The organism is Candidatus Polarisedimenticolia bacterium (assembly GCA_036004685.1).
Classification (GTDB): Bacteria; Acidobacteriota; Polarisedimenticolia; order Gp22-AA2; family AA152; genus DASYRE01.
On record DASYRE010000024.1, the window covers coordinates 82,221 to 97,061 of the forward strand.

Sequence of the window (14,841 nt, forward strand, 5' to 3'; positions counted from 1 at the left end):
GCCGGTCCCGCCTCACCGGAAGAGGGACGGAAGCGTTCGGAGCAGCGGTAACCGCCTAAGGAGAAAGCCATGAAGATTGCGACGAGGATCCGGAGGTTCCAGGACGGTTTGAGGGGAGAAGTTCTCCTCCCGAGAAGCGAGGCCTACGAAAACGCGCGCCGGATCTGGAATGCGATGATCGACCGGCGCCCGGCTCTCATCGTCCGTTGCGCCGACGTATGGGACGTGGTCGACGCGGTGAACTTCGCGCGGGACACAGGGCTGCCGCTCGCCGTCCGCGGCGGCGGGCACAACATCGCCGGGAACGCGATGTGCGACGACGGTCTCGTCATCGACCTCTCGGCGATGAAGGCCGCCACCGTCGATGCCCGGGAGCGCCGCGTCACGATCGAGGGGGGCGCCACGCTCGCGGACCTCGATGCCGCCACCCAAGCCCTCGGCCTCGCCACGCCGGTCGGCATCAACTCCACCACCGGCGTCGCCGGACTCACGCTGGGAGGTGGATTCGGCTGGCTGAGCCGCAAGTACGGGATGACGATCGACAACCTGGACTCCGCCGAGGTGGTGACGGCCTCCGGCGAGGTGGTGCGCGCCAGCGCCGTCGAGCATCCAGACCTCTTCTGGGCGCTGCGCGGGGGCGGCGGGAACTTCGGTGTCGTCACGCGCTTCAAGTTCCGCCTCCACCCGGTCGGCCCCGGGGTTCTCAGCGGCCTGATCGTCTATCCGATCTCGGCGGCGAAGTCGGTGCTGCAGCAGTACGGTGAATTCATCGCGAAGGCGCAGGAGGATCTTTCCGTGTGGGCTCTTCTGCGCCAGGCGCCGCCTCTGCCGTTCCTTCCCGAAACGGTCCACGGCAAGGGGATTCTGGCGCTGGCCCTTTTGTGCGCCTGCGATCCGGCGCACGCCGAGCGGCTCGTTGCGCCGCTGCGCAAGTTCGGCACTCCCGTCGGCGAGCACCTGGGGGTCCAGTCCTACGTCGATTGGCAAAGGACCTTCGACCCGCTGCTCGCCGCCGGCGCCCGCAACTACTGGAAGTCCCACAATTTCACGACGCTCGACGAGGGTCTTTTCGACGTCGCCATCGAGGCGATCGGGAGGCCGCCCTCGCCCCAGTGCGAGATCTTCCTGGCCGCCCTCGGCGGCGCCACGACGCGTCCGGATCCCGACTCGGCCGCGTATCCTCACCGCGACGCCCGCTTCGTCATGAACGTCCACGGCCGCTGGGAAGACTCGGCCGACGATGCCCGTTGCATCGAGTGGGCGCGCGATTTCTCCAATGCCGCGGCTCCTTTCGCCAGCGGCGGGGTCTACGTGAACTTCCTCACCGCGGACGAGGGAGAGCGCGTGCGTGCCGCCTACGGAACGAACTATGATCGCCTCGCAGGGGTGAAGCGCCAGTACGACCCCCACAACCTGTTCCGCATGAACCAGAACATCAAGCCGGCGCCGGAGAGAGACCTCGGACTCACTGTCGCATGAAATCGTACCTGGGCTTGAGACGTCTTCTGCTTTCGTGGAAGAATCGAGCGACCACGGCGGTCTCGCACGGGAACCTCTCCGCGACGGCCCGGGCTGAGGCTCGTTCCCCTCATCGCCCGCGATCGAGCCGGTTTCGGGGAAGGGCTGGCCAACCCGATCCGCCTGGCGCCGGCGTTCGCCGGCGCCGCTCTTTTCGCCGCCGGCTTGCTCGGCGAGCTGGCCGGGACCAGGAGGATGCGGCGCGCGCGTCCGGTCTTGACCGGACCGCCTACGATGACGAAACTCGAACATGGGGACCGAAGGTGAATCAGATCCTGATTGGCAAGGGGGAGGGACCGGTCAACCTGCTCGCCAAGTACGGCAATCGCCATGGGTTGGTGGCGGGGGCCACGGGAACGGGAAAGACGGTTTCGCTCCTGGTGCTGGCGGAGGGTTTCTCGCGGCTCGGAGTGCCGGTGTTCCTGGCCGACGTGAAGGGGGACGTTGCGGGCCTCGCGATGCCTGGGGCTACCAGCGACAAGATCCGCGAGCGGGTCGCCCGGGTCGGACTGCAGGGTTACGCGCCGGAAGCCAGCCCGGTGATCTTCTGGGATCTCTATGGCAGAGCCGGGCACCCGGTCCGCACCACGATCAGCGAGATGGGCCCGCAGCTGCTCGGGAGGATTCTCGAGCTGAACGACGTCCAGGCGGGCACCCTCGAGATCGCCTTCAAGCTCTCGGACGACCGCGGCCTGCTTCTTCTGGATCTCGACGATCTGCGTGCCTTGCTCAACTTCCTTGCGGAGAGCCACAAGGAGATCTCCAGGGAGTACGGGCTGGTGAGCGGCCAGTCGGTGGCGGCGATTCAACGGGCGCTGCTGGGGCTGGAGCGCGAAGGCGGAGAGGCGATGTTCGCCGAGCCGGCGCTGGAGCTGAGCGATCTCCTCCGGGTGGATCTCACCGGACGCGGGATCGTCAGCATCCTGTCGGCCGATCAGCTGATCCTGAAACCGCGCCTCTACTCCAGCTTCCTGCTATGGCTCCTGTCGGAGCTCTTCGAGAGATTCCCCGAGGTGGGCGACCTCGACCAGCCCAAGCTCGTTTTCTTCTTCGACGAAGCGCATCTGCTCTTCGGCGACGCCCCGCCCGCGCTCCGGCAGAGGGTCGAGCAGGTGGTGCGCCTCATCCGGTCCAAGGGAGTGGGAGTTTACTTCTGCTCCCAGTTCCCGGACGACGTGCCGGAGGAGATCCTCGGCCAGCTCGGGAATCGCATCCAACACGCCTTGCGCGCCTATACGCCGCGGGATCAGAAGGCGGTGCGCGCCGCGGCCGAGACGTTCGTGCCCAATCCGCCGCTCGACGTCGCCTCGGTCATCTCTCAGCTCGGCGTCGGGGAGGCCCTGGTCTCGACGCTGCAGGAGAACGCCGTCCCGATGCCGGTCCAGCGGACGCTGATCTGCCCTCCGCGGTGCCGGATCGGGGCCGTGACGGAGGAGGAGCGGGCCGCCGCGCGGGCGAGGAGCCCGCTCGGCGCGAAATACGATGCCCGGATCAACCGCGAGTCGGCCTACGAGACTCTGAGCCGCAAGGCCGCCGCTCCTCCCGCCGGGAGCGCGGCGGAGCGCTCGCCGGCGAATCAGGGATCCCCGGCCGAGGACAAGCTCCAGACCGGCGGGGCCTTGAACGACCTGCTGTGGGGAACGAAGCGCCGCCAGGGGATGGTCGAGACGATGGCGAAGCAGGCGGCGCGCACCGTCGGCAGCCAGGTCGGGCGGCGGCTCCTGCGGGGGATTCTGGGAGGACTTCTCCGAGAGCCGCAACAGCGGTAGCCTTGTCCTGGCCAACGCGGTCAAAGTGCGTATATGATCGGGTCTCTGAAGGAGTTTAATCAAGAGCTCGATTGTTCGGCAGAAGATTGCGGACACGGTATGAACCAGCCATTCGATGCACCCCAGAACCTCCAGGCGCTGCTCGCCTCGATCGTCTCGGCCTCGGACGACGCCATCATCGGGAAAACGCTCGAGGGAATCATCCTGACGTGGAACGCGGGCGCCGAGCGGGTGTTCGGATACACCGCCGAAGAGGCGGTCGGGAAGTCGATCCTCCTGATCATTCCTCCGGAGCGCCATGACGAGGAGCGCGTCATCCTGGAGAAGCTGCGGCGGGGGGAGCGGGTCGATCATTTCGAGACCGTCCGTGTGGCCAAGGGCGGCCGGCGGCTCGACATCTCCCTGACCAGCTCGCCGATCCACGACGTCTCGGGACGCGTCATCGGCGCCTCCAAGATCGCCCGCGACATCACGCTGCGCAAGCGGGCGGAGGAGGGCCTGCGCGCCGCGGAGCGCCAGCTACAGATCATCACCGAATCGCTTTCGGCCCCCGTCGCCCGCTGCAGCCGCGACCTGCGGTACGTCTGGGTCGGGAAGCGCTTTGCCGAATGGCTCCAGCGCCGCCCCGAGGAAATCGTCGGCCGCCCGATCGCGGAGGTGCTCGGCCCCGAGGCGATGGCGCGGCTGCAGCCCTATGTCGATCGCGTCCTGGCCGGCGAGGAAGTCCAGTTCGAGACGCAGATCGACTACGAGAAGATTGGCCCTCGCTGGATCAGCGCGATGTATTCGCCGACGTTCGACACCACCGGATCGGTGACCGGCTGGCTTTCGGTCGTCATCGACATCGAGGCGCGCAAGGTGGAGGAAGAGGTGCTCAAGAACGCCGATCGCCGCAAGGACGAGTTCCTGGCGACGCTGGCTCACGAGCTGAGAAACCCGCTCGCGCCGATCCGGAACTCGCTGGAGATCATGAAGCTGGCCGAAGCCGATTCCGAGGTCGCGACCAAGGCCCGCGACATGATCGACCGGCAGGTCTCTCACATGGAGCGGCTGATCGACGACTTGCTCGACATCTCCCGCATCACGCGTAACCGGCTGGAGCTGCGCCGGCAGCGGGTCGACCTGCAAGCGGTCATCCATCAGGCGGTGGAAACCAGCCGGCCGATGGCCGAGCGCCTCGGTCACGAGATCCGCGTCCGCCTGCCGGCGGAGCCGCTCTTCGTGCATGGCGATCCGGTGCGCCTGGCGCAGGTCTTCGGCAACCTGCTCAACAATTCCTGCAAGTACACGAAGCGCGGCGGGCGCATCGAGGTGAGCGCCGAGAGGCAGGGAGAGATCATCGCGGCGTCGGTGCGGGATAACGGGATCGGCATTTCCACCGGGATGCTTCCCCGGATCTTCGACATGTTCACTCAGGGCGACCAGCGCCTGGACCGCGCCTCCGGCGGGCTCGGCATCGGTCTGACGCTGGTGAGGCAGCTCGTCGAGATGCACAACGGGCGGGTGGACGCGAAGAGCGACGGACCGGACCAGGGGAGCACGTTCCAGGTGCGCCTGCCGGCGCTCGTCGAGAAAACGCAGGAGGGCGGCCTGGACGGGACAGCCCGCGATCGCCGGGTGGCGCCGGCGCTGCGGATTCTCGTGGTCGACGACAACCAGGACAGCGCGCACTCCCTTTCGACGCTGTTGGCGATGAACGGCAACCAGACGCGGACGGCGTACGACGGCCTGGAGGCGGTCGAGGCGGCGAAGGCGTTCCAGCCGGACGTCTTGATGCTGGACATCGGCCTGCCGAAGATGGACGGCTTCGAGACCTGCCGCCGGATCCGCGCGCAGCCGTGGGGCAAGAACATTCTCCTCGTCGCCTTGACCGGATGGGGACAGGAGGAGGATCGGCGGCGCTCCAAGGAGGCGGGATTCGACGCGCATCTGGTCAAGCCGGTGTCGCACGCGGAGCTGATGGAGCTGCTGGCGTCCTTCGGCGCCAAGGGCCGCGCGGAGCTGGCGGGGCCGTGAGCCGCGCCGCGCTCGCGGCGCCTGCCGGGAAGCTTGAGCAAGGAGTCCGGGGCGCATCGATGATCCGCAAGCTGAAGTCGGGCGGCTATCGCCTCTATTCGAGGGAGAAGGATCCGCGGACCGGCCGCCGGCGCAATCTCGGCACGTTCAAGACGCGCGCCGCCGCGGAGAAGCACGAGCGCGCGGTGCAGTACTTCAAGCGACGCGCGTGAAGACGGCGAGCGTGACGTTTCCATCATGAGATTCCTGGTCAACATCGACGTCGACGACGTGGAGAAAGCCGCCGCCTTCTACGGCGCGGCGCTCGGACTGGAGACGGGCCGGCGCTTCGGCGGCGACGCGATCGAGCTGCTGGGCGGCTCGTCGGCGATCTACCTGCTGCGCAAGAAACCGGGCTCGCCGCCGTTCGAGGGGTCGGCTCTCACCCGCGAATATGGCCGCCATTGGACGCCCGTTCATCTCGATTTCGCGGTCGAGAACGTGGAGGAAGTCGTGGCGCGCGCCGTCTCGGCGGGCGCCCGCCTCGAAGGGGCCATCGAGGACCGGGCCTGGGGCCGGCTGGCGAGGATGTCCGATCCTTTCGGCCACGGCTTCTGCATCCTGCAGTTCACCGGGAAGGGCTATGACGCGATCGCGGAAAGCTCATGACGGCCGCGGGGAAGGATTCCCGGGCGCCCAGGTGCGGGCAACAAGGGGAGGATCCCGACGGCCGGGTCCTGGGAATGGCGAAGCCGAAGCGATAGGCTCTTGAGAAAGGAGCCCGGGGCCCGAAGCCTGCCGGCGGTGCTGGCGGCCGCGTGGATTCTTTTCTGTCCCGCCGCCGCCCAGGAGCCGCCGCGCGAAGCGGGGCGCTTCCGCCGCCCCGACCTGGTCGAGGTGACCGCGCTCGATCCGGGGATCCGTCTCGATCTTCGATACGCCACGTCCGACAACCTCACCGGCAGCCCCCTTTACCCGGTCGCCCGCGCCCTCCTCCAGCGGCCGGTGGCGAAGGCCCTCGTCCGGGCTCATCGGCGCCTGGCGCGCGCCGGCTTGGGCATCGTGGTGTGGGACGCTTACCGCCCCTGGTCGGTCACCAAGCGGCTGTGGGACGCGGCGCCGGCCGAGAAGCGGCAGCCTCAGTTCGTGGCCGATCCGAGCGTCGGCTCGAAGCACAACCGCGGCTGCGCGGTCGATGTGACGCTCTTCGATCGCCAGACGGGAAGGGAAGCCTCGATGCCGAGCGCCTACGACGAGTTCACCGAGCGCGCCCGGGCCGATTACGCCGGCGGAGACCCCGAGTCGCGCCGGCAGCGGGACCTGCTCCGCGCGGCGATGGCGAAGGAGGGTTTCTCGGTCAACGACGCCGAATGGTGGCACTTCAACCACGCATCCTGCGGGAAATACCCGATCCTGAACCTGGATCTCGAGCGAGCCGGGCGGTGAGGCGGGGGCGCTTGCCGCCGCCGCGAGTCCAGGAGCGCCGCAGGCGTCCCGGGGGCCCGCCCACCTCGGTGAATCAAAACCCGGCTGCGTTGCGGATCAGGAGGAGGCGAGCAGGCCCCAGCGGCGGCGGATCCGGACGTCGATGAGCCCGAACAGGAAGCGATCGAGAAGCAGTCCGAAGAGGATCGTGACCACCATGATGCCGAGAACCTGCGAGGCGTCGTTCAGCTCCCTCCCCATGTAGAGCAGGAATCCCAGCCCGACGCTCGACTTGATCAGCTCCGCGGAAACGGCGCCGTGCCAGCCGAGGGTCCAGCCGAGCTTGATGCCGGTCACGATCCGGGGAAGGGCCGCGGGCAGGATGACGCGAAACGGCATGGCGTAGGCGGGAGTTCCGAGAGTCCGCCCGGCGCGGAGGTAGATCCGGGGGATGTGCATGATCCCTTCGGCGGTCGAGATCGCGACCGCGGCGATCGAGCTCATGATGATGACGAAATAGATGCCGCGCTCGCTCAGGCCGAAGACGAGCAGCGAGATCGGCACCCACGCCGCCGAAGGGAGCGTCTGCATCCCGAGGAGCAGCGACTTGAGGCTGCTGTTGACGATCCGGCTCGTCCCCATCAGCACGCCGACGGCGAGGCCGATGGCGGCGGCGATCGAGAAGCCGACCGCCATCCGGTACAAGGTGGCCCGGATGCTCGGCCAGAGCATCCCTTCCCGCCCGAGCTCCCAGAGTCTCTCGCCGACGTTGAAGGGGGAAGGGAAGAGATAGTCGGGCACCAGCCTGATTTCGAAAACCGCCTGCCACGCCAGGAACAGGAACAGGTAGAAGCCGAGGACGATCAGATTCCGTCGCTTCGGTTCGGGAAGCCTCAAGCGTTCCCTCCTTCCTCTTCCTTTTCCTTCAGCAAGGCCGCGATCCTTCCGGCGTGCTCGGCGACCTGTGGATCGTTGATGTCGCGCGGCCGCAGCAGGTCCACGGGAATCTCGGCCTTGATCTCTCCCGGACGTCCGGTGAAGACGATGACCCGATCGCCGAGGCAGGCCGCCTCCCGCGGATCGTGCGTCACCGAGATGATCGTCTTGTTGGTGCGGACCAGGATGTCCTGCAGCTCGCCGTAGAGCTTCGCGCGGACGAGCGCATCGAGGGCGGGAAAGGGCTCGTCGATCAGCAGGATTTTCGGATCGGGCGCCAGGGCCCGCGCCAGCGCGGCCCGTTGTTTCATCCCTCCGGAAAGCTCGTGGATCGACGATCTGGCGAACTCCTCCAGGTGGACGAGACGGAGGAGCTCCATCGCCTTCTCGCGCCGCAGGCGCGGCCGATAGCGGTATCCCGGCTCCCAGATCAAGCCGTACTTCACGTTGTCGATGACCTTCATCCAGGGAAAGAGCGCGTGCTCCTGGAACATCATGAGCCGGTCGTTGCTGGGGCCGGTCACCGCCTGGCCTTCGAGCAGGATCTCACCGGACGTGGGGGACTCGAAGCCGGCGATCAGGTTGAGGAGGGTCGATTTCCCGCATCCGGAGGGGCCGAACAGGACGACCCATTCCCCCTCCCGGATCTCCAGGGTGACCGGCTTCAGCGCTTCGACCGACTGCTGCTCGCTGTCGAACGTCTTGGTCACCTGATGCAAGCGGAGCTTGACCGGGGCGCGGGCCGCGGCGGCGGCGGGTTCCGGGAGGTAGCTGGCGTCAGGGCTCAGGGGCATGCAGCTCGATTCACTCCGTGACGGCGGGCAGGTCGTGTGCCTTGAGAACCTCGTTCAGCGTCGCGAGCGCGAAGATACCCCGCAAATCGGGAGGCTCCTTGAGGAAGCCGATCTTGTGGGCCCCTTCGGCCGACTTGCGCAGCGAGGCGGCGATCGGGTCCCAGGTGAACTCGACGCGGCCCATCGCCTTGGCGATGACGGGATCGGACAGCGCCTTGCCGGTCTCGTTCTTCAGCTCGGCGTTCAGGATTTTCGCGGCCGCCGCCTTGTCGGCGTTGATCTTCTGGGTGACTTCCACCAAGGCCTCCAGAAGGCTCCGGATTATCTTCGGGTTCCGGGCCAGGAAGCTCTGGTTGACTATAAGCAGCGTCGTGACGTACCGGCCGTCGGGCCACAGATCCTTCTCGTCGAGGAACAGGGCGCCGCTGCCTTCAATCTCCAGGCGCGCCAGCCACGGCTCGACCGTCCAGGCGCCGTCGATCTCCTTCTTCTGGAAGAGGGTGAGCTGGTCCGGATTGGCCAGCGGCAGGACCGTCAGCTTTCCTCCCTTCTCCTTGAGCTTGTAGCCGTGGGCATCGAACCAGAGCCGGGCGGCCACGTCCTGGGTGTTCCCCAGCTGCGGGGTGGCGATCGTCTTACCGTTGAAATCCTTTTCCGTCTTGATGCCGGAGTCCTTGCGCAGCACCAAGCCGGCTCCGCCGCTGGCACCGCCAGCGATGACGACGAATTTCTTTCCCCTCGACTTGAGATAGCCGTTGATCGCCGGGCTGGGGCCGACGAAGGTGGCGTCGATCGCGTCGGCGAACAGGGCTTCGATGGCAGTGGGTCCGGCGTTGAAGATGCTCCATTTGATCGGCACGCCGACCTTCTGCTCGAACGTGCCCGTCGACTGCGCGTAGACCGCCTGGGCGTGGGTGATGTTCGGGAAATGTCCCAATCGAAGCTGGCGGGCCTCTTGCGAGAAGCCGGTCCCGGCAGACAGACCGAAAGCGAGGGCGAGAAGACCGATAATAAGCTTTCTTGCCATATTGTCACCTCCTGCTTTTCGCGGCGCGGGTGCACCGCCCCTTCAGCGCAATTACGAGGTCGCCTCGATCCGCAGCGGGCACATGAACTTGACGATGATCCAGCGCGAGAGCAATCCCGCTATTCTCGACCAGCCTGCGGCGGAATTCAAGCCAAGAGTCCCGAATGACATAGTTTAGGAAGCATCTTCAGGCTGGTGACCGGGTTTTCGTCCGTTTAAGCAAGCATCATGCGAGTCGTTTACGGGGCAGGAAAGCTCCGGGCCCGATTGGAGGATCCGACGCACGCCTCCCGGTCGGGGAAGCCTCGAGGCTGGGAAGGGAGTCTCGGAGCCAAGGTTCTTGGCGTGGCGGTCTTCTGGACGGGCATCGGATCGTTCCTCGGGGCTCCCGGCGTGATGGGCGACGCGCTTGCCGGCGGATTGGATCGGTCGCCGGAATCGGCCGCCGGCCGATCGCCGGGCAATCGTCTCTCTTCTGCGCGAGTGTCACGCGCCTTGCAAGCGGGCGCGGCCTGCCTGAGGCGCGATCATGACGGCATCGGATTCCGGGATCCCTACCTCACTTTCGTGTATCGCGGGGAAGCTCTCCCGACTCCTCCGGGATTGCCGCCGCTGACCTATAGGCGCATCGACGCCGATTTCATCCTGGCGCTGCTGGATGGCGAGTCGCCGCCCGGTGGGGCGAGCCTCGATCCTATCCTGGGAGCGGCCGCAGCGGCCCGGCGGACGCTGGAGCGGACGGCGCCCCTCTGGCGAAGCCGTAGACTATCCAACGTCCGCCGTCAGCCGAGCCCGCAAGGGATCGCCCTGGACACCTATTGCATGGTCGGATGGCTCGCGCAGGATCGGGTCATGGCGGAGAACGTCGCCCGGGCGATCGACGGGGACGGCTGGCTTCCGCAGAATCTCTATTCCGAGGAAGAGCGCTTTCGCGCCGACGCCGACGAGTGCTGGTGCCTAAAGCTCCTGGCTTCTCCGTCGGGCCCGGGGCTGGCTGGCGCCTCCTCGGTCCTGGCACGCATCGCAGCGACCTTGCGTCGCGCCGCGACGGGCGAACCGGGAAGCCGGGCGGCGTTCTACGAGGCCTTTCACCTGGGGATGGTCCTCGAGGAAGCGCAGCGCGCAGGCCGCATTCCCGGCGGGGGCGCGGGAAAAGGTGAAGGGGACGCGTACGGCGCGCAGGAATTGAAGCGCGAGGCACGCGAGGCCCTGCGGATCTGGGCGGACCGGCAGGCGGGCGCCTCGAGCCCCGCCCTCGTCGAATGGGCCAACCTGGCGACCTGCGAAATCCTCGACGACGAGACGGGAAAGCAGCTGAGAAGAAGGGCAGTCGAAGTGCTTCTCGAGGCGCAGGGGAAGGACGGGTGTTGGAGGCTTCGGGACGCCGAGCCGGCATCCTACGGATCGAGCTTCCTGACGCTGCGGGCGCTTCTCGGTCTGGCAGCTTCCCGGTCCGGCTTCGAGGCGTCGCGCTCCGGCGCCGCCTCCGGCCCGCCGGCGCCGAAAGCGGCGAGACCGGCCCAATAGAAGGGGTGGTCGAGCGGGCGGCCTCCCGCCCCCGCGATCCGCCCATGGATGAGATCGCGCTGCAGCTCCGCCAGCGCCGCCGCGGGCGAAGAATGGGAGAGGCGCGGATAGAGCGCCGGCAGGATGGAGAGAGCCGATCGATCCTCCATCTCCCAGAGGCTCGCGATGACCGTCCCGGCTCCGGCCGAAAGGAAGGCGCGCGCCAGAGAGGTGCGCTCCTCCCCCGGGGCGTCGCCGCGCGCCGTGCCGCGCTCCACGGCGGTCTCGCAGCCGCTCAGGACGACGAGTGCGGCCCGGATCGGCAGCGCCGCGATCTCTCCCGCTTCGAGGCGTCCATCCTCCCCTTCGCCGGGGGAGAGCGCCAGGTAGGAATGGAGCGGCGAGAGTGGGTCGAGCCTGCCGTGAGCCGCAAGGTGGATCACCTCATAGTCTCCCGCGCTCCTTCGCAACACGGCCTCGCGGGCCGACGCGCCGGTCAGAACGTCCACCCGCGCGGCGGCGAGGCGGGCAATCCGCCGCGCCTCCTCTTCGGCGCCCGGCAGGTTCTCTTCACCCGGGTTGGCCATGGCGAGGATCGCGCCGGCAGGGCCGGCGCGCGAAGCGGCGCGGGAAAAGAGCGACTCCGCCGCGGGCAGAATCGAGACGCTCCAGCGCTCGATCACCGGGCGCTCCCGCCAGAGGAGCGCCCCGAACGGCGCGCCCTGGAGCGGCCCCGCGGGGACGACCAGGAGCTGGTCGGCGCCGAGGAGCTCGGAGGCGACCGGCTCGAGCAGCGTCCGGCCGGCGAGCGCGGCGGCCCGTTTCCACGTCTCAGTAACGGCCGCATCCCCGCGATCCGGCCTTCCCGGATGTCGCAGCGTCTCGAGCGCTCCGGTCCAGGAGGCCGCACGCTTCTCCAGCGAAATCGCCTGGACGCCGAGCGCTTCACGGCGGATTACGAACACCAACAGCTCTTGGTCCGCGACGAAATAGTCGAGCATGAGTTCACGGGCTCGCAGCAGGCGCTGGAGACGATCGAGCGGCGCGACCGGCTCCGGCTGGAGCCGGGAGCCGGAATGAAGGGAAGCGGGAGACGAGAGCGCGGAGCGTGAGGCGACGTCCTCGGGGAGGCCGGATGCGAAATCGGGGAGCGTAAGACGCTCGGCGAAGGTGCGCGCCTTGGCCGCCCGGGCGACCCGATAGGCTTCCTCCACCTCTCCCCGGCGGAGGCTGAGCCGGACGAGGGAGCGATAGGGCGCGATTCGATCTTCGAGGACCGCGGCGCGCCACGGGAGGGGCCGCACGCTGCTACGGAGCCGCTCCACTTCGGACACGGAGCGTTCGTACGATCGGCGAGCCGAGTCGAGATCTCCCGTGCTTTCCGCGACGCGCCCTTCGAGATGCAGGATCTTCCAGTCGAATTCGACGTTCGGCCGCCCCTGGGAGAGTCGGCGAATCCGCCCCAAAGCGGCGCGCGCCCCGGCGGGGCTCCCTCCCTGAAGCAGAGCCTCCGCCTCGACGACATGGGCATAGGCGATGCCATGCAGATCGTTCTCGGGCTCGAAGACCCGCGACGCCTCCTGGACCAGCTCCACCGCTCTTGCACGATGGCCGGAAGCCAGCTCCAAGGCGGCGAGGTCGGTCATCGCCTCGGCCCGCTCCGCCGGTCTCGGGGTGTCGCGCAGCGCCTTCAGCGCCGCCTCGAGCGCCTCCCTGCCAGCGGCCGGCTCGCCGAGCTGGAAGCGGATCAGTCCCAGGACCTGGAGCACCATCGCCTCCCCGCGGCGATCTCCGGCTCCGCGATAGAGACGGGAAGCGCTCTCCAGCTCCGAGATTCCGCGGCGCGGCTCCCCCAGGAGAGAGAGGATCTGTCCTAGGTTCATCCGGTAGAGAGCCTCGTGGCCGGGCTCCGAAGCCGTCGCGACGTAGCGGATTGCCTGCGTGAGCTCCGACACCGTCTCTTCGTAGCGGCCGATGTAGAAGAGTGCCGCCGCGCGCTCTCCATGGATCCGTCCGAGCAGGGAGGGATCTTCGGCATTTTGGAGAGCCGCCTGCGCCGCGTCCAGGTGCGTCAGACCCGGCTCGTAGTGTCCTTGCTCGTTCTCGAGGTGCGCCGCGGCCATCTCCACCCGGGCGCGGGTCAGGATCGAATTGGTCTGACCGGCGGCGGCCCGGCAGCGCTCGAGGCTTCTCCGCGCGCCTTGAAAATCACGCTGTGCGATCTGCGATTCGGTGAGACTCAGCCACGCCTGGGCCTCTTCCTTCCAGAGGCCGGCTTTGCGGGCGATTTCAGCCCCCCTCCGGTGACTCTCGTCTCCCCGGCGCCTTTCTCCCTTGCGAGAGTAGAGGACCCCGAGGTTCTGCCAGGCGAGGGACTCGATTTGTGCGTCTCCCAGGGCGCGGCCCGCCTGGGCGGCTCTTTGGGAGTGGTCGATTGCGGCTTCGGTCTGCCCCAGATTTTGTTCGAGGTTCGCCAGGTTCAGCAGGATTGCCGCCTGGTCATCGCGCAGCCCGAGAGTCTGGGCGACCTCCAGCGCTCCTTGGAGCGCGGTCCGCGCTTCCGGCATCTGTCCGCGACCTGAGTAGACGAGCGAGCGGTTGCTCTCGATCGCCGCCAACAGCGCGAGATCACCCGACTTCCGCACCGCGTCCTTGGCTTCTCCGAGACGGGTGAGGGCTGTCGCGTAATCTCCCTCCTGGGCGGCCATCCCCCCCAGGTTCGAGAGACATCGCGCCTCCTCCCGCAGGTCCCCGAGACGGCGGAAGATCGGAAGCGCCTTCGCGAAACCCGCAATCGCCTGGGGAAACCTTCCTGCCATCGCCTCCTTCTTGCCGGCGTTCTTCACACCGAGCGCGGCGTTTCGCTCCGCTCGCTGGGCCGGCGTCCAGGCGCGGAAGGTCCGGATCCGCTGCCGCAGGGATTCGTCCCGGAAGGCGGCCGCGTAAGCCTCCGACAAGGCGTCTTCGAGCCGCCGGCTCGCGGCGTCGCCTTGATTGAGGAGACGGTCGACCGCCTCGTAGGTCCCGGCGCGATCGGCCGCCACCAGGCGGGAAATCGATCGGATGTCCGAGGAGTCGAGAAGCGCCCGCGTCTTCTCGATGAGGGCCGGGGCGTCGTCTTCGCCGGTGAAGCCGGCCGTGACGGTAGCCAGGAATATCGCGACGATCGCCGCGCCCAGTCCCGCCGCGGCCCGCAGCGCGGGGGGGATCCTCATCAGCGCGCCTCGAAGGCGATGGGCCGGCTCTCGGCCAGGACTCGATCCAGCGCCAGTGCGCGGATCCGCCAAATCAGGGTTCCGGGCCGAGGCCCCGGGACGCCGGAGGGCCAGTGCGCGGAGGACGTGCCCGCGGGAACGGTGAAGCTGGCGAGATTCTCCCCATACGCGCTGTGGACGTCGATGACGTAACGATCGGCTCCGCGGACCCTCGACCAGCGGAAAACGATCGCTCCCGCGGGCGCCGTGGACCCGGCCGAAGGGACGAGGTCCTCGAAACCGCCCGCGCCGCCGCCGCGATAGGTTGCGGCCCCGCGCGGCGGCGTCGAGGGAGAGAGATAGGCGGCAAGCGCGGCCACGATCAGCAGAGAAGCGGCCAGGCCGGCGGCCCGGGGAGGCGTGAGCCATCGCCGCGCCGGGCTTCCCGGGTCTCCCGCCTGCTTCGCCCGGGCGATGAACTCGCGGGGCGCGGCCTCCCCCGCCGACCCGGCGGATCGCAGCAGCGCGATGCCGGCGCGGCACGCGTCGCAGCGGGCGAGATGCGACTCGAAGGTCCGCAGGGCATCCGGCGGAAGCCTTCCTTCGAGATAGACGGCGGTGGTCAGCTCGTCGGGATGATCTTCCTGAACACGCGTCTCCTTCACGGCCTTCTCCTC

The 14,841-nt window shown here is 68.1% G+C and carries 11 protein-coding genes; 6 read left to right on the top strand and 5 right to left on the bottom strand.

All coding sequences use genetic code 11. The annotated features are described in order from the left end of the window. Nucleotides 1-69 precede the first annotated feature (69 nt). The 6 genes from VGR67_05610 to VGR67_05635 all read left to right on the top strand — a co-directional run bounded on the left by VGR67_05610 (nt 70) and on the right by VGR67_05635 (nt 6,728). Entirely contained in the window at nt 70-1,479 is a 1,410-nt protein-coding gene (locus VGR67_05610; GenBank protein HEV8335873.1) for an FAD-binding oxidoreductase, read from the top strand. A gap of 302 nt (nt 1,480-1,781) precedes the next feature. Then, nucleotides 1,782-3,287 (top strand): helicase HerA-like domain-containing protein, encoded by a 1,506-nt coding sequence (locus VGR67_05615; GenBank protein HEV8335874.1) that lies wholly within the window; start codon nt 1,782-1,784, stop codon nt 3,285-3,287. Nucleotides 3,288-3,386: 99 nt separating this feature from the next. Beyond that, a complete protein-coding gene (locus VGR67_05620) occupies nt 3,387-5,303 on the top strand; it encodes a PAS domain S-box protein (GenBank protein HEV8335875.1) in 1,917 nt (638 codons plus the stop codon). 59 nt (nt 5,304-5,362) lie between these two features. Continuing rightward, nucleotides 5,363-5,515: a hypothetical protein gene (locus VGR67_05625; GenBank protein ID HEV8335876.1), complete on the top strand. Its 153-nt coding sequence runs from the start codon at nt 5,363-5,365 to the stop codon at nt 5,513-5,515. Nucleotides 5,516-5,540: 25 nt separating this feature from the next. Continuing rightward, nucleotides 5,541-5,951 (top strand): VOC family protein, encoded by a 411-nt coding sequence (locus tag VGR67_05630; protein HEV8335877.1) that lies wholly within the window; start codon nt 5,541-5,543, stop codon nt 5,949-5,951. 99 nt (nt 5,952-6,050) lie between these two features. Beyond that, nucleotides 6,051-6,728, top strand: a complete 678-nt coding sequence (locus VGR67_05635) for a M15 family metallopeptidase (protein ID HEV8335878.1) — start codon at nt 6,051-6,053, stop codon at nt 6,726-6,728. A 96-nt stretch (nt 6,729-6,824) separates the two neighbouring features. Here VGR67_05635 and VGR67_05640 read toward each other — a convergent pair whose 3' ends face one another. The 5 genes from VGR67_05640 to VGR67_05660 all read right to left on the bottom strand — a co-directional run bounded on the left by VGR67_05640 (nt 6,825) and on the right by VGR67_05660 (nt 14,829). Beyond that, the gene (locus tag VGR67_05640; GenBank protein ID HEV8335879.1) at nt 6,825-7,604 is read right to left on the bottom strand and encodes an ABC transporter permease; all 780 of its coding nucleotides are present in this window, start codon (nt 7,602-7,604) and stop codon (nt 6,825-6,827) included. Beyond that, entirely contained in the window at nt 7,601-8,437 is an 837-nt protein-coding gene (locus VGR67_05645; GenBank protein ID HEV8335880.1) for an ABC transporter ATP-binding protein, read from the bottom strand. The genes VGR67_05640 and VGR67_05645 overlap by 4 nt, the downstream gene beginning before the upstream one ends. 10 nt (nt 8,438-8,447) lie before the next feature. Then, on the bottom strand, nt 8,448-9,464 hold the full coding sequence (locus VGR67_05650) for an ABC transporter substrate-binding protein (protein ID HEV8335881.1): 1,017 nt from the start codon (nt 9,462-9,464) through the stop codon (nt 8,448-8,450). 1,397 nt (nt 9,465-10,861) lie between these two features. After that, on the bottom strand, nt 10,862-14,185 hold the full coding sequence (locus tag VGR67_05655; GenBank protein ID HEV8335882.1) for a CHAT domain-containing protein: 3,324 nt from the start codon (nt 14,183-14,185) through the stop codon (nt 10,862-10,864). Then, nucleotides 14,185-14,829, bottom strand: coding sequence for a zf-HC2 domain-containing protein (locus VGR67_05660; GenBank protein ID HEV8335883.1), 645 nt, complete (start codon nt 14,827-14,829; stop codon nt 14,185-14,187). The genes VGR67_05655 and VGR67_05660 overlap by 1 nt, the downstream gene beginning before the upstream one ends. Between the last annotated feature and the right edge of the window lie 12 nt (nt 14,830-14,841).

Bases quoted from the DNA above. Each gene is read 5' to 3' on its own strand.
- VGR67_05610 (HEV8335873.1), top strand. From the start codon at position 70: ATGAAGATTGCGACGAGGATCCGGAGGTTCCAGGACGGTTTGAGGGGA.
- VGR67_05620 (HEV8335875.1), top strand. From the start codon at position 3,387: ATGAACCAGCCATTCGATGCACCCCAGAACCTCCAGGCGCTGCTCGCC.
- VGR67_05625 (HEV8335876.1), top strand. From the start codon at position 5,363: ATGATCCGCAAGCTGAAGTCGGGCGGCTATCGCCTCTATTCGAGGGAG.
- VGR67_05630 (HEV8335877.1), top strand. From the start codon at position 5,541: ATGAGATTCCTGGTCAACATCGACGTCGACGACGTGGAGAAAGCCGCC.
- VGR67_05645 (HEV8335880.1), bottom strand. From the start codon at position 8,437: ATGCCCCTGAGCCCTGACGCCAGCTACCTCCCGGAACCCGCCGCCGCC.
- VGR67_05650 (HEV8335881.1), bottom strand. From the start codon at position 9,464: ATGGCAAGAAAGCTTATTATCGGTCTTCTCGCCCTCGCTTTCGGTCTG.
- VGR67_05655 (HEV8335882.1), bottom strand. From the start codon at position 14,185: ATGAGGATCCCCCCCGCGCTGCGGGCCGCGGCGGGACTGGGCGCGGCG.